This is a genomic window from Teredinibacter turnerae T7901 (genome assembly GCF_000023025.1).
In the GTDB taxonomy this organism is placed as follows: domain Bacteria; phylum Pseudomonadota; class Gammaproteobacteria; order Pseudomonadales; family Cellvibrionaceae; genus Teredinibacter; species Teredinibacter turnerae_B.
The window spans coordinates 4,870,327-4,889,001 of sequence record NC_012997.1 but is presented as its reverse complement, the minus strand read 5'-3'; the positions used below and the strand labels follow the sequence as shown (position 1 = coordinate 4,889,001).

14 protein-coding genes are annotated in these 18,675 nt (G+C 50.0%); 9 read left to right on the top strand and 5 right to left on the bottom strand.

Annotated elements, in window-relative coordinates; genetic code table 11:
• Positions 1-270 precede the first annotated feature (270 nt).
• The 5 genes from TERTU_RS19595 (at position 271) to gloA2 (ending at position 8,317) form a co-directional block, all read left to right on the top strand.
• Positions 271-1,401, top strand: a complete 1,131-nt coding sequence (locus TERTU_RS19595) for an efflux RND transporter periplasmic adaptor subunit (protein WP_026160586.1) — start codon at positions 271-273, stop codon at positions 1,399-1,401.
• An 18-nt stretch (positions 1,402-1,419) separates the two neighbouring features.
• Complete coding sequence (locus TERTU_RS19590) at positions 1,420-4,539, top strand: efflux RND transporter permease subunit (protein WP_015818228.1); 3,120 nt, start codon at positions 1,420-1,422, stop codon at positions 4,537-4,539.
• 269 nt (positions 4,540-4,808) lie between these two features.
• On the top strand, positions 4,809-6,833 hold the full coding sequence (locus TERTU_RS19585; protein WP_228378206.1) for a hypothetical protein: 2,025 nt from the start codon (positions 4,809-4,811) through the stop codon (positions 6,831-6,833).
• A 44-nt stretch (positions 6,834-6,877) separates the two neighbouring features.
• Positions 6,878-7,900 carry a serine hydrolase gene (locus tag TERTU_RS19580; protein WP_041590345.1) on the top strand — a complete coding sequence of 341 codons (1,023 nt, stop codon included), beginning with the start codon at positions 6,878-6,880 and terminating at the stop codon, positions 7,898-7,900.
• A 33-nt stretch (positions 7,901-7,933) separates the two neighbouring features.
• Positions 7,934-8,317, top strand: coding sequence for an SMU1112c/YaeR family gloxylase I-like metalloprotein (gene gloA2, locus TERTU_RS19575; RefSeq protein ID WP_015820044.1), 384 nt, complete (start codon positions 7,934-7,936; stop codon positions 8,315-8,317).
• Positions 8,318-8,357: 40 nt separating this feature from the next.
• On the opposite strand, the gene moeA is transcribed toward gloA2, so the two are convergent.
• Positions 8,358-9,614, bottom strand: coding sequence for a molybdopterin molybdotransferase MoeA (gene moeA, locus TERTU_RS19570; protein WP_015820218.1), 1,257 nt, complete (start codon positions 9,612-9,614; stop codon positions 8,358-8,360).
• Positions 9,615-9,764: 150 nt separating this feature from the next.
• Here moeA and TERTU_RS19565 point away from each other — a divergent pair, with 150 nt between their 5' ends.
• The 4 genes from TERTU_RS19565 (at position 9,765) to TERTU_RS19550 (ending at position 12,544) form a co-directional block, all read left to right on the top strand.
• Positions 9,765-10,040, top strand: a complete 276-nt coding sequence (locus TERTU_RS19565; RefSeq protein WP_015817687.1) for a hypothetical protein — start codon at positions 9,765-9,767, stop codon at positions 10,038-10,040.
• Positions 10,041-10,143: 103 nt separating this feature from the next.
• Positions 10,144-10,665 (top strand): ubiquinone anaerobic biosynthesis accessory factor UbiT, encoded by a 522-nt coding sequence (ubiT, locus tag TERTU_RS19560; RefSeq protein ID WP_015818169.1) that lies wholly within the window; start codon positions 10,144-10,146, stop codon positions 10,663-10,665.
• Positions 10,662-11,663 (top strand): ubiquinone anaerobic biosynthesis protein UbiU, encoded by a 1,002-nt coding sequence (gene ubiU / locus TERTU_RS19555; protein WP_041590343.1) that lies wholly within the window; start codon positions 10,662-10,664, stop codon positions 11,661-11,663. Before ubiT ends, ubiU begins: the two co-directional genes overlap by 4 nt.
• A 14-nt stretch (positions 11,664-11,677) precedes the next feature.
• Positions 11,678-12,544 carry a U32 family peptidase gene (locus TERTU_RS19550; protein WP_015819328.1) on the top strand — a complete coding sequence of 289 codons (867 nt, stop codon included), beginning with the start codon at positions 11,678-11,680 and terminating at the stop codon, positions 12,542-12,544.
• A 24-nt stretch (positions 12,545-12,568) separates the two neighbouring features.
• On the opposite strand, the gene TERTU_RS19545 is transcribed toward TERTU_RS19550, so the two are convergent.
• The 4 genes from TERTU_RS19545 to TERTU_RS19530 all read right to left on the bottom strand — a co-directional run bounded on the left by TERTU_RS19545 (position 12,569) and on the right by TERTU_RS19530 (position 18,080).
• The gene (locus tag TERTU_RS19545; protein WP_015820157.1) at positions 12,569-13,765 is read right to left on the bottom strand and encodes a hypothetical protein; all 1,197 of its coding nucleotides are present in this window, start codon (positions 13,763-13,765) and stop codon (positions 12,569-12,571) included.
• 6 nt (positions 13,766-13,771) lie between these two features.
• Positions 13,772-14,941 carry an MbnH family di-heme enzyme gene (locus TERTU_RS19540; RefSeq protein ID WP_015820603.1) on the bottom strand — a complete coding sequence of 390 codons (1,170 nt, stop codon included), beginning with the start codon at positions 14,939-14,941 and terminating at the stop codon, positions 13,772-13,774.
• Positions 14,942-15,073: 132 nt separating this feature from the next.
• A complete protein-coding gene (locus TERTU_RS19535; RefSeq protein ID WP_228378205.1) occupies positions 15,074-16,105 on the bottom strand; it encodes an MbnP family copper-binding protein in 1,032 nt (343 codons plus the stop codon).
• A gap of 1,447 nt (positions 16,106-17,552) precedes the next feature.
• Positions 17,553-18,080 (bottom strand): DUF6622 family protein, encoded by a 528-nt coding sequence (locus TERTU_RS19530; RefSeq protein WP_041590341.1) that lies wholly within the window; start codon positions 18,078-18,080, stop codon positions 17,553-17,555.
• Positions 18,081-18,675: the final 595 nt, after the last annotated feature.

The following is an 18,675-nucleotide window of genomic DNA, read 5'->3' as shown; positions in this document are numbered from 1 at the left end:
TCGATGAAGGTGTCAGCGCTTACTTGTAGTTCGACTTATCTGTTGCTATGTTGGCACGATATAGGATGCAAGATTCGACAGGGTGTTGCTGCAGCCCATCTGTAAGCCCTGTTTTCGGGCACGCAAATTCCTCGGGTGTGCAGCAGGCGCCAAGGAGTTATGGCGTTTCCAAATTCTCTCCTTGATTTCACCAGAATCCATCAATCGGTTATTTATACTTCGCATCACCTGGCGTTGGGGCCGGTTTTATATTGTTCACGGGAAGGTTTCATGAAAAAGTTTGTAATAGCCATTAGCGTTGGTGTGTTGCTTGTTGCTCTGGCAATTGTTGCCGTAAAAGGTTCACAAATTATGGCGCTGATAAAAATGGGGGAGTCTAACCAAATGCCTCCGACCATTATCTCCGCCACCGAGGTGGTGTCTCAGGAATGGGAACAGAGTCTCAAAACTGTGGGGACCCTTGAGGCGGTGCAGGGTGTGGTTGTTACTGCTGACCTTCCCGGGCGAGTGACCGAGATTTTATTTAAAGCCGGCGCGGAAGTGCGCGCGGGTGATGTGCTGGTTCGGCAGGACATCACCTCAGAAAAAGCGCAGCTGCGAGCGGCGGAGGCGAGTGTTGCATTAGCAAAGTCTAACCTTGATCGCGTGGATGCGCTCTACAACAAAAAAGTCTCTTCGAAATCCGAGTTCGACGCAGCCGACGCCCGCTACAAAGAAGCGGTTGCCCAGGCTGATAACATTCGCAGCATGATCGATAAAAAAACCGTGAAGGCACCTTTTGCCGGTCGCTTGGGCATTCGCTTAATTAATGTTGGTCGCGACCTGGGTACGGGTGACGCTATCGTCTCACTGCAGGCGGTGGACCCCATCTATGTGAACTTTTCTCTGCCGCAGCGCGATCTCCCCAAAATATCCTTGGGTTTGAAAGTCCGCCTTACAACGGACGCTGTCGCCAACAAAGTTTTTCACGGTGAGCTTACTACCATTAACCCGGAAATCGACCCGGTCACCCGCAGTGTGCGCGTGCAGGCAAGTCTCGATAATAAAGATCTCAGCTTGTTACCCGGGATGTACGCCAAGTTGGATGTGGTATTGCCCGAGGCCAATAAAGTCCTTGCAGTACCAGCAACTGCTATCAGCTACGCAACCTATGGCGACTCAGTGTTTGTCGTTGCGCAAGAAAAAGATGAAGAGAGTGGCGAAACCAAACAGGTGGCGCGCCAGCAATTTGTGCGCCTGGGCCAGCGTCTCGGCGATTTTGTTGCGATTGAAGCCGGTGTGAGCGAAGGAGATACGGTTGTGAGCACTGGCGTGTTTAAAGTACGCAATGGTGCGCCTGTGGTTATCAATAATGAAGCACAGCCTGAATTTAAAGAGAACCCACAGCCGGCAGATTCCTAACAGGGCGGAAACCGAAACATGAAAACAGTATTTACCGATATATTTGTTCGTCGGCCGGTTCTTGCGCTGGTAGTTAACCTGGTAATCATTATCGCCGGGATACAGGCTATCTCGTCGTTGACGGTTCGTCAGTACCCACGCAACGACAACGCGGTTATCACCGTGAATACCGCATACATTGGGGCTAACGCTCAACTGGTTCGCGGCTTTATTACGACGCCTCTGGAGCGGGCCATATCCGGTGCCGATGGCATCGACTATATCAATTCTTCCTCCACTCAGGGCATGTCGACCATTAATGTGCAGTTGGAGTTGAATTACGACCCGATTAAGGCGTTATCGGAAATCACCTCGAAAGTTAATCAGGTGCGCGGCGATCTGCCACCAGAAGCTGAGGTGCCGATTATCAATGTGCAGTCTGCGGACAGTCAATTCGCGTCAGCCTATTTGAGTTTCAGCTCGGAAATTCTAGAGCCGAACCAGATTACGGATTACCTGACCCGTGTGGTACAGCCGCGGCTGGCGGCGCTGGAAGGTGTGCAGCGCGCAGATGTATTGGGTGGCCGCACCTTTGCGATGCGAATCTGGTTAAAGCCGGATCGAATGGCGGCATACGGCATCACGCCGGTGCAAATTCGGCAGGCGCTAACTTCCAATAACTATCTCGCGGCGTTGGGGAATACCAAGGGTAGTTTTATCCAGGTTAACCTTTCTGCGAATACCGACTTAAATACCGTCGAGGAGTTTCGCGATCTCGTACTGCGCTCAGAAAATGGCGCTCTGGTGCGTTTAAGTGATGTTGCCGATGTCGAACTGGGTTCAGAAAGTTACAACGAAGAAGTGCGTTATTCCGGCATGACCACGACTTTTATGGGTATCTGGCCCATGCCGAACGCGAACACGCTCGATGTTATGAAGCTGGTGCGCAAAGAGTTGGACAGCCTGCGTGACGGTATGCCCAAAGGTATGGATGCGGTTATCGGTTACGATGCGACCGAATACATCGAATCGTCGATCCACGAAGTGATTAAAACACTGAGTGAAACGCTGCTAATTGTTATCGCCATTATCTTTTTATTCCTTGGGTCTGTGCGCTCAGTTGTGATTCCGGTGATGGCGATTCCGGTATCGCTCATTGGTGCGATCTTTTTAATGCAATTGTTTGGTTTCAGCTTGAATTTGCTGACCCTGTTGGCGATTGTACTTTCAGTTGGTCTGGTTGTGGACGATGCCATCGTTATCGTTGAGAACGTCGAGCGGCATATCAGCGAAGGCCAGAGCCCGATGAAAGCGGCAATGTTGGGCGCGCGCGAACTCGTCGGTCCGGTAATCGCGATGACCATTACGTTAATTGCAGTTTATTTGCCGATTGGTTTGCAGGGTGGCTTAACCGGGTCGCTGTTCCGCGAGTTCGCATTTACGCTCGCGGGCGCGGTCACCATTTCCGGTATTGTCGCATTGACCCTTTCACCCATGATGTCGTCAAAGCTGTTGAAAGAGGGAATAGAAGACGAGGGTTTTGCCAAGCGCTCAGCAAGTGCTTTTAATGCGATACGAGCGCGTTACCTGCGAATTCTGGATGTGAGCCTGCGCGCGCGCGGAGCAATTTACGTGCTTTGGTTCTTATTGAGCGCGGGTGCTTTGGCGATGTTCATGAGTTCGCCGAAAGAGCTGGCACCAACGGAAGATCAGGGCATTGTGTTTATCATGTCCGAGGGCGCGTCCTCGTCAACCATCGATCAGTCCAAGATCTATGCGAACGCACTCAATGAAAAGCTGTTGTCTGTGCCTGAGGGCGAATTCACGTTCCAGATCACCTTTCCCGATGGTGGTATGGGCGGCTTGCTGCTCAAGCCCTGGGCAGAGCGCGATCGATCCGTATTCCAGCTACTCCCGGAAATTACTGCCGATATTTCACAGATTGGTGGTATTAACAACTTCGCGATTGCGCCGCCCGCGTTGCCTGGTGGTGGTTCGTTCCCGGTGGAGTTTGTGATCGCGGCTACGGGTGAAACAGAGGACATTCTCAAGTACGCTGAGCAGTTGCAGCAGGCCGCCGCAACCAGCGGCATGTTTATGTTCCCGCCGCAAATCGATACTAAAGTCGATGTGCCCGAAGCGGAACTGGTGATCGACCGCGATAAAGTGGCCGATCTCGGTTTGAGCTTGCAGCAGGTGGGTGCCGATGTTGGTGTGATGCTCGGTGGTGGTTATGTTAACCGGTTTAATATCGGCGGGCGCAGCTACCGTGTGATTCCCCAGGTGAAGCGTTCGGAACGACTAAACCCGGCGCAGCTACAGGATATATTTATTACCGGTCCTGAAGGAAAGTTGATTCCGCTAAGTACGGTTGCACGTATTGAAGAAAAAACAGTGCCCCGCTCCCTAAATCGGTTCCAGCAGTTAAATGCGGTGAAACTGAGCGGCGTATCGACCCAGTCACTGGATGCCGCGCTGAATTTTCTGGAAACCGAAGCTGCGAAAATCCTGCCTAGCGACTATATGGTCGATTACACCGGTGAATCACGGCAGTTGCGTCGCGAAGGCAATAAGTTTGTACCCGCGTTCACTATGGCTTTACTGCTGATCTTTTTAGTGTTGGCGGCGCAGTTCAACAGCTTCCGCGATCCGTTTGTGATTCTGGCGGGGTCGGTACCATTGGCGATGTTCGGTGCGTCCATTTTTACCTTCCTCAAGTTTCCTGTGCCGGGAATGGGGTTCTGGACCGACGGCTTCACCACAACACTGAATATCTACTCGCAAGTAGGTTTGGTAACTTTGATTGGGCTAGTGGCTAAGAACGGGATTCTACTGGTGGAATTTGCCAACAAAATGCAGGAGCTGGGTCTGACTAAAATGGCCGCTGTTCGAGAAGCCGCGTCCACACGTTTGCGCCCAATTCTGATGACAACTGTTGCAACTGTGGCTGGTCACTTTCCGTTAACGCTCGTCACCGGTGCAGGCGCCGAAGCGCGAAATTCCATTGGCCTGGTATTGGTAGGTGGTATGGCAATCGGTACGATCTTTACCTTGTTTGTTATCCCTTCTATTTATGTGCTGCTGGCGAAAAACCTCCATGGCGAGTTGGAAGAAGTCCCGGAAGAGCCTGAGGAGCCAATGGACCCGATTACCGTATAACGGCTAATTTGCCAGTTTAACCAGTCAGAAACGCGCCGCCTGTCGGCGCGTTTTTTTTGTGCTGCTGTATGTTTTCCGCCAGCGACCGCTCTCGATCCCCCTCTTCCCCAAAAAGCAGCCAAAGGTAAAGGGCGTGTCAACGGGAGCCCTTGCATGACAACCGTTAAACGAATAACAATACCTGCGCGACATTGGGGTCAATCTGCTGCGTAACGCTTTGGTTGAAATATAGGGCAGAGCTATGTAGGTTTAGGGCAAACGTAAAACGTGTGAGTATTAAAACAATGGAAGTGAACTTTCCAGTAGAAAACGATTATCTTCAGATTATTGCGGAATTTCCCCTTTATGCGAATCGGGGTTGGCGCAAGGCGAAACTTACTGGAGTGGATCATCACTACTTCGCCGATGGCAGTAGTGGTGAAAACGGTATCCGCACCAATGCGAATTTTGTCTTTACTGCAGCGTTTTTGGCCAGTGAACTCGGCAATAACGATATGTTCGAGAAAGCCGCACAGGGCATTGCGTATTTAATTCAGGGCCACCTCACCGGTACCGGACATTGCGTCGACGGCAAGCAGTGGGGAGCACATTGGCAATCCGCCTGGTGGGCTAACAAACTTGTGCAGGGGGCAAAGTTAATCTGGACTCGGCTTACCGACGAGGCGCGAGAGGGGGTTAATAAGGTTCTGGTGTTTGAAGCCGACAGGCACTTGGAGCGTCTGGTGCCGAGCGGTACCTTCTTAGATACCAAAGCCGAAGAAAATGCATGGGATGCAGAAATTCTCGCAGCCGCATGCAGTCATTTGCCTGAGCACCCCAATGCTGCGCAATGGCGAGCTAAAGCGATCGAGTTTAATTTCAATACATTATCTGTTGCTCACGATACTCGCGATGAATCGCTGGTGGACGGTTTGGTCGTTAAAGACAATGTGTACACCTGTAACCTGCACTCCGATTTCACCGTAGAAAATCACGGCGCCAGCCACTTTTGCTATATCGCAAGCCCGCTGTTATCCGTCACTTGGTCCTTTTACAGCTACACCAGCGCGGGACAAAAGCCGCCAGCGGCATTGTTTCATCATGTGAATGATTTTTGGCAGCTCAGTAAATCGACTTTTTTGGATAGCCGATTTGCCTATGTGGGTGGTAAGGACTGGGCGCGCTATACCTACGGGTTGTATTTTATTGTTCCTGCTCTGGTGATGTTGCAGTCTCAGTTTGCAGACGCCGATGCGCGCTACATCGAGCAGCACCGAGTTCGTACGCTGGCCGACGAGCATGCCGATAATGCCGATGGCAGTTTTTTTGGCAAGCGTGTTACGCACGATATTTTTCGCGGTCAGCCACCAAAATACGAGAGCGATTGCTACGCGACCTTTGCTTTAGCTTACCTGTTACATAAATCACTGGCGACGACCAAACAGGCTCCCACTACAGACGAGTTTAGGCGCTCTACCGCTCGCCTTCATTCCAGTCCGGAATCCAGTACGAATTTTATTGCTAACGCAAATTTTTTCAGCTCGTTTTCCTGGAGAACTCTTGCAGGCTACGACCCTATCGCACTGTTTGTCCCCAGGGGGTGCGACGATATGGCGGAGTGGTCGGCGAATAATCTCGTTGGGTATGTACGGCCTGTGCCGGAAAATTTCAGCATTGGTATTCGCTCATCCAAGGTCGTAGATGCGGACGGCTCGGTGTACATTAATGGTGTTACCGCAACGCGCAACGAAAAACAAAATTTCTACGACCACCACCTGGATGTGGCGTTGCAGACGGCGAGCGTTCGCATACATTCCCGACTGAAAATCAAAAGCGATTTCATGGCGAGCGAGTCGGGTGCGATTGCACTGACGCTGGTGAATGACTGGTTTAACGGCTTCACGCGAACGATTTACCACGAAAGTGGTAAGCAAATACTGGCGTTTGATCTGAAGCGAGACTTCCCCTTCGCGGGCCTTTTTAAAGGCAAACTCTACAAGGCGTATCGAAAGCTTTGCCGGTATTTTAGAATTGGGAATAATCAATACAAAATCGATTCTACCTGGTTAAATATAGACAACAAGTTTGGGATTATTCGTCTCTCGACAAATCAAAATGGGTTTTATATACACGATCCAATTGGACGAAATACCCGAGGAAAATGTCTGCATTACTCAACTATTTATGGCGGTAAGCCATCGCTACGGCGCCACAAGTTGCGAAGAGGGCAGGTTTTGTTCGACGAGACTGTATTGCTGATGGCAGCCACCGCAGAAGAAACCCGTCAAAAAGCGAAGGAACTTATTCATTCCTAACAAAGCGAGGGAGAAAATAATTGCGATTGGTTACTATTTTACGAGTGCTGGCGGCGGTTGCGGTGGTAACCAGTATCAGCCTGTTTGCGCCATTGGATTCTGCTCGTGCCTGGCTCACCCCGTTACCTAAAAGTGTTGAGGCGCAGGTTGACGCGGCAACCCATTACGGCTTGGATGGCGTGATTGTTTATTGGGATGACCCACGTGGCGTAGGGCATACCTATGCCGCTGGCTGGTTTGATCGAGATAAAAAAATACCTGCGAAGCCGGATGCGTTGTTTAAGATTGCAAGTATCAGCAAGCTATATATTGCGGCGGCGACAGTACAGCTGGTGGCCGATGGGCAATTGGCGTTGGATGCGAGTTTGAAATCATTATTGCCAGCTTATAGCGATAAAATTCCGCAATCCGAAAGAATAACCCTGGCGATGTTGATCCAACATCGCAGTGGTATATACAATTTTACTGACCTGGAAAATTACCCCTGGGACAACCCGCCAAAAAGCAATGCCGATACCCTGGCGATGATTTTGGGTATGCCCTTGGTATTCCCGCCGGGCACTGAAACCCGGTATTCAAATACCAACTATATTTTGCTCGGCGAAATTATGGATCGTACGTTGGGGTATAGCCATCATCAGTATATCCAGCAGCGTTTTCTCAACCCGTTGGGGCTTAAAGATACCTATCATGTTTTGGCGGATGCCGAGATCAACCGAGTGATGAGCGGTTATCATGTGGGTTACGATAAAGACATCAAGCGCAATGATTTCGTTAATCCGGGTGGATCTATGGTTGCCACAGCAAAAGACGTCGCTGTTTTTGTGCGGGCGCTGAATGATGGCTCGCTGCTGTCCAATCGCGCGCAAGCTCTCTACGGTGATCTCTATCAGTTCGGACACACCGGCCTGGTGCCTGGGTTTCAGAGTATCGCGCGTTATCATCCGGCACTGGATGCGGTCGTGGTCGAATTTGTAAATACCAGCGGCGGAAATTCCACGCTCACACTCGGCGTGGTGTACCGCCGAATTGTGAAAATTCTAGAGCGGCAAGCGCAACGCGGCTAGGGCCTGGCTAAGGTCTGGTAAAGGAAAGTAAGTATGATTAGCGGTTTCCATCACGTAGCGGTTATTTGCTCCGACTACGCGCGGTCAAAGAAATTTTATACGGAAGTCTTGGGTCTGCAGGTGTTAGCGGAAAACTACCGTGCAGCCAGAGACTCCTATAAATTGGATCTACAGATTCCAGGCGGTGGACAGGTGGAACTTTTTTCCTTTCCGCAAAGCCCTGAGCGCCCCAGTTACCCAGAGGCTCGCGGGCTACGTCATCTCGCGTTTGCCGTGCAATCTATTGATGATGCGGTTGCCTATTTGAATGCACAGGGTGTCGAGGTGGAAAAGGTGCGTGTAGACGAATACACCGGCAAACGTTATACCTTTTTTAGTGATCCCGATCAGCTGCCCATCGAGCTATATGAAAATTAATCGTCAGGTTCTAGGCAATTGGTTTTCCACCGATATTTTTTTAGAGCAGTGGTAGCGATGTATCGAAAGGTAGTACATCAACGTATTCCCCCTCCTCAACATTTCCGCGCTCCTGTTCCAGCCGAACGTAGGCATTTGCGACGACCATAGTAGAAAGAGCGCCTGAACTCTGCGAATTTATCGACTCTACACCGATAATGCCATTTTGATTGGCGAGTATGCGCCCGCGCTGAAAATCTGTTCGTCCAGGTCGTTTTTTGAATGAGCTACAGGCGCGCAATTTTAATACGAGTTTTGCCTGCGGGTTCGCGCCGGTCAATTTTTCCAGTGCTGGTAGTGCCAGCTGCTCGAAGGTGACCGCTGCCGATACCGGATTACCCGGCAGTCCGAAAAAATAACAGGGTGTGCTGTCGCCTGCAGTGTGGAGCGTGCCGAATGCGAATGGTTTACCGGGTTTGATGGCCAATTTGTAAAAATCCACCTGACCGAGTGTTACTAGCAGTTCACGCGTGTAGTCTGCATCGCCAACAGATACGCCACCAGAGGAAATAACCGCATGGCATTGGCTGGCTGCTTCGAGAAATACCTGTTCCAGTTTCTGCCGGTCATCTGGTATAGAACCAAAATCGATGACTTCGATGGGGTATTCCGCGAGGGCACTTAGCAACAGGTAGCGGTTGCTGTCATAAATTCGGCCTGGCTCCAAGGGCTGACCTAATGGCGTTAGTTCATCGCCGGTGGAGAATACGCCCACGCGAGGCTTGGTATAGACCGGAACCTGCAGTTCGCCAAGTGAGGCGAGCATGCCGATATCCACGGGGCCTAGTCTGCGTCCACGCAAGAGTATGCGGCTGCCCTGTGGCAGATCGTGACCCGCAAGGCGCACATTCTCGCCTTTAGCAGGTACTTTGAGCAGCGTGAGCGCATCGCCATCGCGCAAGGTGTTTTCCTGCATCGCGACACAATCGCAGCCGCTGGGCATTTTGGCTCCGGTCATAATGCGGATGCATTCATTTTCTGATAGCGCGCCCAGGTAGGGCTGCCCGGCGAGTGCGATGCCGGCAACCCTGAATGTGTCGGTGCGACCAACGCTATTGCTTGCGAATGCGTAGCCATCCATTGCAGAGTTGTCGAAGTCGGGTATCGGGCGTGATGCGATAATATCTTCGGCCAGAACACGGCCGCGCGCGTTCAGCAGTGGCACATACTCACAATTCTGCGCACAATTAACCACAGCATTTATACGTTGTAATGCGGCTTCGAGAGGTAACAAGCCTGGTTGATCGCACGAATTCATTGGCAAAACCTTGAGTAGTTGATTAACAGCAAACCATTGTATTTTAAAGTTGCGAGCTGAATCCAATGACTTGTCCACATGGGTTCAACCGCATATTTTTAGGGCTTAGAATTGTTTTCCAATCGCCCTACTGCTTGAGAGCACCTAAACATGAGTCATCGCAAGCCGTCAACGCCCATTGCAATGCGGGAGCTGTTGGATCGTATTGCCAAGACCTTTCCTTTGCACGCGCCTTCGTCGAGCGTCTGCAGCAAGCGATGCGTGGGCTGCCCGAAAAAAATGCTCGAGTTTCTCGATGCTGAAGCAAGTAGCTGGCAAGCTCAACTGGCGGCGGGGCGAGAACCAACGCTGGGCGAACTACACAAACTCGGCAAAACTGCCGCCAGGCTTCACCGCGTGTTCAAACTCAATAGTCTTATTGCCTAGGTTAATCTAAGGTTAGCTAGATCTTGTCGGGTGGGTTGAGACAGGTCAATCCGAACCCCGCGCTTGCTGGCTACACTGCCGGTTTCCCGCAAAGAAGTTTGTCATGCCTTTCTCCTCTCAAGCCCGGCGCCTGTTGTTGGCCAATCGTCCATTGGCGGTTCGAGGCGCGTCTGTATTGCTGGCTTTAACTCCCTTCTCTCTTCAAGAGCGTGCACTGCTACCCTTGTTCCGCCAGGCGCTCGCGGTGCCGCTAAACGATGGCGACTTAAATTTTTTGGATGCACGCGTGCTGCGTATTCAAGTGGATGACCTTCGCTGGCGGTTGTGTCTCAGCTTGGTAAACGGCCGCTTGGTGATGGCTCCCCCTGATAACGAATACGCCGTGTGTATTCGTGCGGACAGCGCCGATTTCCTGGCGCTGATAAATCGGGTCGACGATCCTGATACCTTGTTTTTCCAGCGGCGATTGGCCATAGAAGGCGATACCGAACTGGGCCTTGCGGTAAAAAACCTGCTGGATGCGTTGGATTACGATGATTTCCCGCGCTGGCTCGCGCAAGGTTTGGCGCTCCTGCGGCACGCACATTTATGGGTTAGGGGCGTACGCAAGGGAGTCAACGCATGATGGAATTAGTTGCGCCCGCGGGAAGCTTTCCCGCGTTTAAAGCGGCGTTAGAGGCTGGGGCAAATACGGTCTATGTCGGGTTTAAGGATGCAACTAATGCGCGGCATTTTGCAGGGTTGAATTTCAGCGATGATCAATTAGCACGTGCGCGTGCCCTGGCAACAGGCAAATCGGTGAAGCTATACGTCGCGATAAATACCTACCCGCAAGCCTGTAATTGGCAGCAGTGGACGTCAGCTGTGGATAAAGCTGTAGCGCTCGGGGCGGACGCGCTGATTCTTGCAGACACAGGCCTGCTGGCTTATGCGGCGGACAACTACCCGGCAATGCATTTACATCTTTCCGTGCAAGCTTCCGCAACCAACAGCCTCGCGCTTAAATTCTACGCGGATAACTTCGCCATTAAACGGGCAGTGTTGCCAAGAGTGCTGAGCCTTGAACAGGTGGCGACGCTGTGTGAACACAGCCCGGTCGATCTGGAAGTTTTTGGCTTTGGTAGTTTATGCATTATGGCCGAAGGGCGCTGCGTACTGTCCAGCTATCTTACATCGGAATCACCCAATAACAGTGGCGCTTGCTCGCCTGCGAAATATGTGCGCTGGGAGGAAAGCGCCGATGGCAGTCGCCTCTCCAGACTAAACAATGTGCTTATAGATAAATATGCTCCTGGCGAGCCGGCGAGTTACCCCACGTTGTGTAAGGGGCGCTTCCGGGTGGGCGACAAGGTTTACCACACGTTGGAAGAGCCGACCAGTTTGAGCACCCTGCAACTCATCCCTCAGCTCGCGAAAATGGGGGTGAAGGCAATCAAAATTGAAGGGCGTCAGCGCAGCCCGGTGTATGTGCGCCAAGTGGTTCGCGTCTGGCGGGCGGCGCTGGACGCATACGCCGAGCAGGGGGAGGCTTTTGTGCCAGATCCTTCCTGGATTGCGTCGCTCGATACTGTGGCAGAAGGTTCGCAAACGAGCCTCGGCGCTTATTCGCGACCATGGCAATAACAACGGTCCTTTAGATGAAAATAACGCTTGCCGCCATACCTTATTATTGGCCCAGATCGGAAGTGGTCGATTTTTACGCGCGCCTGTGTCGGGCGAATATCGATGTGGTTTATCTGGGGGAATCCGTGTGCAGCAAACGTTCTGAGATGACGCTCGATGACTGGTTGGCCATTGCTGCGGAGCTACAACGCGCGGGCAAAGAGGTTGTACTGACCAGTTTGGCGCTTATCACGGGGCGCAATGAATTACAGATGATGAAACGCATTTGCGCACAAGGCTTACAGGTAGAGGCTAACGATACGGCCACCGTTCAGCAGCTACATGAGCTGGGCCAACCGTTTATTTGTGGCTCCAGTATTAATATCTACAATGCACCCACCTTACAGTACTTCGCACGTTTAGGCATGCGCCGTTGGGTAGTACCCGTAGAGTTGGCGGGACCGGATTTAGCGGCACTGCTCGCGCAAACAACACATGCCAACCCGATAGAGACAGAAATTCTCGGCTGGGGAAAATTGCCTCTGGCCTACTCCGCGCGCTGCTATACCGCGCGGGCACACAACCGACCGAAAGACGCGTGTAAAAAAATATGCATCGATTACCCGCGGGGCATGGCGGTAAGTTCGCAGGAGAATACAGGCCTGTTTACGCTCAATGGCATTCAGACCCTGTCCGCAAGCGCGCAGGATTTACGCGCGTTGCTGCCGCAAGTTCGCAGCGCCGGCGTCACCCATTTTAGAGTGGTACCGGAGCTGGATTTACAGTCGTCCTTCTTTGACGCGCTAGAGGCCAATATCTCTGGCGATGCGCAACCGGTGACTATAGCCAGTGACGCGTGCAATGGGTATTGGTTTGGGGCTGCGGGGATGACATACAAATAGTAGTCGGCTTCTAAAACGACCTAACTATCGATGCCGTAAACGCGCACCGTCGATTGCTGTACTCCATACGATACCAAGAGACCCGTATTCAACCGTATTTTCCGAGAGTTTTTCTGATTGCCATTGCGCACGTAAACTCAGGTCGCGATGAAAATCCCATTGCCATGCGAACATAAGTTTTTGCGGATTCGTACCGTTATTCATCAAGCCGGTTTGTTGAAGGAACTGCTGATTTATTGCCGTTAGAAAATGATTTTTTAATATCAGATTATCAAATTGCACTGTCCATTGGTGGTGTTGCGAGGCAACACCCAGCAAGGCGCGGCTACCGCTATATTCCGCGTCTATTTGGCTGCTTTGATTATTGTCATCTGCCAGCGTGCCATTGAGTTTCGACACTATCCATTCAAACTCTGCGAACACTCGCGTTTGAATCATATTGTGCTCGATACTGGCAAAAGTGCCAAATAACTGTGTTTCACCGGTAAACCCGATATTTGCGGCTGAGGAGACTATTGCCGTGGAGCCATGGGTGTGCGCATTAGTATATCGGTCATCGCGTCGGTCTACGCTAGTAGCATTCATGGCCCAGGTTTTCAGTGTTAATTGTGAGTTGTAAAAAACAGGCTGCCAACTGGCAAAGGCGCTTGCTGCACCTTCATTATTGGCGGATGGCCAGGCGCCGCCCCGCCAACCTTCAATACCGGCGTTTATACTGTGCAAGGACGACTTTACTCGAACGCCCACATCATTGAAGTGGCGACCAAAAAAGACATCGCTTAACAACGAAGCCTCGTTAAATGCGGATTCGCTGGCATGATAGTAAGCGGTCGGAGTTATGTCAGTTGTAATGCGGCCGATCTCTATCAGGCTTTTATTTAAGCCCCATGTCAGCCAGATGTTTTCGAGAGTTAAGTTGCTGTCACCGTTATGTTCGTGCCCGCTGATTTTAGCGGAAATTGCGTAGCTATCATCGGCGAGGTAGTGGCCAACCAACTGGATATCGTCCAGTTGTAGGCTTTTTTCCGGCGCGGTGGCCTCGCCGCCGAGTAGCGCCCCTGGAATCATCCTTGCCGAGGTGTTGTCTGCGATATCTCTATACGTCATTGCGCCGCGTAAATACATTTGTGTTGCAGGAAGTTGGCTCAGGCTTTCGTGCGCGTTAGCGGTGGCCATGCTTAGTGCCAGGCAGAGCGCTGGCCCCAAAAAAAGTTTGGTCATAAGGGATTACTCGAACGGGTTTGCAAATGCGGGGTCAGAAATAAATGCGTCGTCGGTGAGGGATTCCAAGAACGCTTCGACTGCATCCAACTCATCGTCGGTTGCAGCGAAGCCACGTACGAGCCCGGATTTAAGAGGGCTTAAACGACCATCGCCCTGGTAAATACCCGTTTCTACTTTACGTCCGCCGCGTGCATAGTGCTCGAGTACTTCGCGTAATGTGTCGATGCTGCCATCGTGCATATAGGGGGCCGTGACTGCCACGTTGCGCAAGCACTGCGGCCGGAACAGGCCGCGATGCTGCAGTTTTTGGGTGAGATCATAAAGCCCTTGGTCTTCCTGCGGATAGCTACCGGTGCCATCCACGTTGTACAGGCCATTATTGAAAAACGGGAACGTCTGGGTTGCCGGGTCGCTGTTGTTATCTCGGTAGGAAACTGAAAAATTCAAACCCGAGTGGCAATGGAAGCATTCAAATTTTTCGCCATTGAATAATTGCAGCCCCCATTTCTGTTGATCGGTGAGTGCACTGTCGTCACCGAGTAAATAATTATCGTAAGGGCTGCTGCCCGAGATGAGGGTGCGGCAAAAGCTGGCAAGTGCATAGATTATTTTTGTGACCGTCGCGCCGCTCTCTGCTTCTGGATACGCGGCAGCGAATTTTTTTCGATACACAGGGTCTGCATCGAAACGCGCGAGAACCTCGTCGACTTTCGCCTCGGTTACCCCGAGCTCTACCGGGTTATCGGATCGGATAGGCACTGCCAGTTGATCCTCTAAATTAAGAAAGCCGTCGTTCGACCAGGTGAATGTCGCGTGATAAGCGGCATTACCCAGACCTTGACTATTGCGCGTGAGTCGGTCGCCTGTAGAACCGAATGGGCGCGCCTGGCCATCGGTAAAAGCCAATTCTTGCACATGACAACTGGCGCAGCTCTGGGTTTGGTTGGCGGACAGTTGTTTGTCATAGAAGAGAAAATGCCCGAGATCAATTTTCTCTATAGTCGGCGGATTGAATTCTGGAATGTGAGGTAATGAGAAGTGATCTGGAACACCCAGAAGTTGGCGATAACTGCGCTCTTGTTCGGTTATCTCCACTTCGGTATAAGATTCGCCACCACAGGCAGCCAGAATCAGCGCACCAAAGATCAACGCACAATAGGTTTTAATCGACATCTGATAAATCGTTTATGTAGGATTTTGACAGCAGGTGGCGAGGTCATCAACGCATCTGTTACAGGGGGTGCCCGGCGTACCACTTGGCTATCAGCTCGCCAAGGCGCCAGTGCCGGGCAGTAATTTCTGACGTTATTGTTTCCCGAAAACAATGTTAGATTCGGAGTCTGCCGTACCGGTCGTGAGGTTCAAACCAAAGTTCGGAAACAAGGATACGCAGGCCGCCTGAGTAGCGCCTGAATGACATTGAATACCGAAGCTTTGTGCGGTTACACAGCTATTACCGTTCCTTCGACTATCCAAACATAAGCTTTCATCATCACCGTAATCTTCCCAACTATCGGACAGAAAATCTGACTCTCTGACATTGCTTAGCAGTGCGGCGAGATCTACTGTTACCAGGTTGTTTTCCAAGTCGAAACCAGGCAAATAGACCTCAGGGTTATTTATGAGACCGCAGGTCTCGCGATCGCTTAGCGCTTTGCCCCCTTGAGTGCCACAGTCGCGACTGCCAATATGAAAACCACTGTTCTCCACCATGTCAGTATGTGCGCTGTCCATGGCAGCAAAATTCAATACAAAATGGCGGTAGCCACTGGCCCAGGACCAGTAAAGTTCCCCAAGGGGGGAAGGTGCATCGTTAACGTCATCAGTCGATGCAATAGTTGCTTTCATTAACGCCTGCGGTACACCCACGCGAAAACCAACGTTAGCCACATCTCCTGTGTAGGTGCCGGTAATCTTAGTGTTGGTACGCGCTGTGCCCTCTTGCGCATCGCTACAGAGTCCTGTGGATCTGTCGGTGAAATCAATGAGTGCAACGGAACCGGTCGATTCATTCAGCTGAAAACTGTTGTCATCCAGATATACAGGCAAGCGGTTACCAGCCGTGTCATAGAAAGCTAGGTCACTGATGTAGAAGCGCCAATCCATGATGTTAACGCTGTAGCTCTCGTTTGGACCCAACCCCGTAACAATGTTGCTGCAGTTTACCGGTGCTCCGTTTGCCGTAGGTGCGAAGTTCAAGGTAAAGGATTGAACTGAAGGGGCAGGCGTTGGTGAGGGGGCAGACGTGTGTGTTTCACTGCTATCGCTACCGCCGCATCCATTAAGAGTGAGAGACAACAGTAGAATTAAGTATGAGCGTCGGATGGGTGTGGGCATGGGGGCTTCCAAATAGTGAGATATATCATGTATTAATGCGTTCGGGTCGGGAATTCTATATTTACAGCGCTGTTCGTGTCGCTGCGACAAATAGTCGCACCTTCTACTCTGTAGTGAGGTTTAGAAACCTGCCCCGTCAATGCGACACTAGTCGTGTGAAATTTGGAAAGCGAAACTCTATTGGCGTTGTTCACCAGGTATTCGACTGCCGGATGTATAGCCGATAGACTCCGTAGATCGGCAAACCTATATTCGGTACATATAAAAGCTAGATGATCTGCCCACTACTCAGTGTGGATCACGCGTATTCAACTATTCAGGCGTTGTATCAGGCGTTGTGAACAGCCAGCCCTAATGGATTCGAGGTTCTCCTTTAAAGCAGGTTAAATATATTGTCTCAAGCGAGTCGACCGATTGTTAAGCAGTCGTCACTGAGGATGAAAGAATTCTTATCGTCCGAGTAGCAAAAATAATCGAAACCAAAATGGTGCCTCGGGCATCACGTCGCAAGTGATAATTAATTAGTGTTTTTGCCAAACTCAAACACACTTTTTATGGTGCGTGACTTTTAGAGCATGGGCACGCAATTGAGTCGTACAGATATCAGGCCGATCTTTATCCGCGTTATGGGTCAAAAACAAGATGCGGGCGTTCTTAAGATTAAAATACAAACAGGCGTTTTTAAATAATTTCACTCTTATAGAACTAGGTGACCCACGTGCTCCAGGAATTAAAAAGTTAATACAGGTGTATGAATTGAAATTAAATAATATAAGCGCCAAAAATGAGTTTTAAATAATTTTACGAATTATTTGGTGTGTTAGTTGCTCTGTCATACCCGCCAGGTAGTAAATCCGCCCAAATAAATGCGTGCCTATTGGGTATTGTCTTTAGAATCTTCTGTTTGGCAGTTTATATTATTTTGCGGTGTTAATTGTGTGCTCATCAAGTGAACATGTGCACCAATAGAATACGGATTTTATCGGCTTATCTAACATTTCACCTAAGTGTCACAGTGATGTGATTGTCACTTCCGTAACCGCGGCGTGACACCTGTGAATTTGCTTTTGGTGAGACTTATTGAGGTCTTGTGTAGAGCAAGCTCGACATTGATCACTGCGACCGCCATCGTACCCTGTTAGGTGGTTTTTGAGTGAAGGCCGGTGCGCAGGAGAAATGCCGAACTCAGTTAGCGAATAACGTGTGTTTCAGGTTTTGCTATTTAGGTGCAGCTTGATAGTTCGCAATATTAGTTAGGTGATAGCCGGTGATTGCAATGAAAACCGATGTTCTCGGTTTTCACGTGCTGTGTAGATTTTATGAAAGGCTTAGACGGCAGTAAGGTTTGACACTGAAAGTCAATTCAAGCTGCCACCGATGTGTTTTTGCCGAGGTATGGCCAGATGTCGTTTCTAACGGAGTGGTAACGAAAATGGTGATGTTTTTTTTAAAGGCTTTGCGTGAGATTTTCCTTTGTATGCTCAATGCTGCGTGCGCGGTATACATCCCAGAAAAGCGCTATTCGAGCGGTAAAAAACCCGAAGAAAATACCATTAAAAAATGCAAAGATAGATATAAAGGTAATGGTCTGCGTAAGTTCTGGTTTGAGTGCCGAAATTGCGCCGTGAATATATTTAACAGTAAATATGCACAGTATTATTATCAGTGGTGCGAAACTCCCTTTAATCTCAAACCGCTTCTCCTCTGGAAGGTAACTGATTCCGTCAGCAATTCTAGACCTTCTCACATAACCCCATGCGCAAGCGGCTGACACTATCGCGATTCCTAAGCCTCGTCCGCCAGCGCTGAAGTGTATTACTGTGTCCACTGCTGAGTACAAGCTCATTAACACAGGTAGTAAAAACGGAACTGCGAGTGGAGGTCTGCGTGTTTTGGTTTGTGAAAATCCGAGCACAAGCAAGGTGACAAACAGAAAGTAAACCCATACTGGTGTCTTAGTTAGTAGTTCCATCATTCTATCTACTCTCCAAAAAGTCATTTTAAGGCGAATCTAACCGTCACTATTCTCTGGCGTCTGGAATTTGTGTGCTAGTGGTGAAATAGGTTTTTTTGGTTGAAAACGCCCTCTTGTTACAGATTAGAATTTTTTTGGATATGCCTGTCAATGAAAAATATTTTTTTAATTAATATTTATGTGACGTCGTTTTAACTCGGGTATTTTCCTAATTAATAAAGGGTTCAGGTTTTCCCTGATTTTTAGATCTTTTGGGTTTGTGTAGCTTCTTTTTCTTAGTAGGTTCTCGTTTGCCATTATTTTATTCTTGGATTAGAGGTTGGTAATATCGGTGATATTTTTGTGTTCACTTTCAATGCGGGCAATTTAAATTGGTGATTTTTTGGTGCGTTTTTAATGTCTTGTCTAGTTGGTGTGAAAAGTTATTCGACAATAAAAACGCTATTTTTTAAGGGTTAAATTTAGCGTTCATTAATATTTGCTCGTGTTTTTGTGATCTTTTATTAATGTTTAACATGTGATTTTTCACGGTGAATGAAAAAATAGTTTTTTATCACGCTTCTGTCACCAATGCGTTAATAGGCTTGTTTTCACA

What these genes read in the sequence shown, in the direction of transcription:
- TERTU_RS19595 (WP_026160586.1), top strand. Translation starts at nt 271, where the DNA reads ATGAAAAAGTTTGTAATAGCCATTAGCGTTGGTGTGTTGCTTGTTGCT.
- TERTU_RS19590 (WP_015818228.1), top strand. Translation starts at nt 1,420, where the DNA reads ATGAAAACAGTATTTACCGATATATTTGTTCGTCGGCCGGTTCTTGCG.
- gloA2 (WP_015820044.1), top strand. Translation starts at nt 7,934, where the DNA reads ATGATTAGCGGTTTCCATCACGTAGCGGTTATTTGCTCCGACTACGCG.
- moeA (WP_015820218.1), bottom strand. Translation starts at nt 9,614, where the DNA reads ATGAATTCGTGCGATCAACCAGGCTTGTTACCTCTCGAAGCCGCATTA.
- TERTU_RS19565 (WP_015817687.1), top strand. Translation starts at nt 9,765, where the DNA reads ATGAGTCATCGCAAGCCGTCAACGCCCATTGCAATGCGGGAGCTGTTG.
- ubiT (WP_015818169.1), top strand. Translation starts at nt 10,144, where the DNA reads ATGCCTTTCTCCTCTCAAGCCCGGCGCCTGTTGTTGGCCAATCGTCCA.
- ubiU (WP_041590343.1), top strand. Translation starts at nt 10,662, where the DNA reads ATGATGGAATTAGTTGCGCCCGCGGGAAGCTTTCCCGCGTTTAAAGCG.
- TERTU_RS19550 (WP_015819328.1), top strand. Translation starts at nt 11,678, where the DNA reads ATGAAAATAACGCTTGCCGCCATACCTTATTATTGGCCCAGATCGGAA.
- TERTU_RS19545 (WP_015820157.1), bottom strand. Translation starts at nt 13,765, where the DNA reads ATGACCAAACTTTTTTTGGGGCCAGCGCTCTGCCTGGCACTAAGCATG.
- TERTU_RS19540 (WP_015820603.1), bottom strand. Translation starts at nt 14,941, where the DNA reads ATGTCGATTAAAACCTATTGTGCGTTGATCTTTGGTGCGCTGATTCTG.
- TERTU_RS19535 (WP_228378205.1), bottom strand. Translation starts at nt 16,105, where the DNA reads ATGCCCACACCCATCCGACGCTCATACTTAATTCTACTGTTGTCTCTC.
- TERTU_RS19530 (WP_041590341.1), bottom strand. Translation starts at nt 18,080, where the DNA reads ATGATGGAACTACTAACTAAGACACCAGTATGGGTTTACTTTCTGTTT.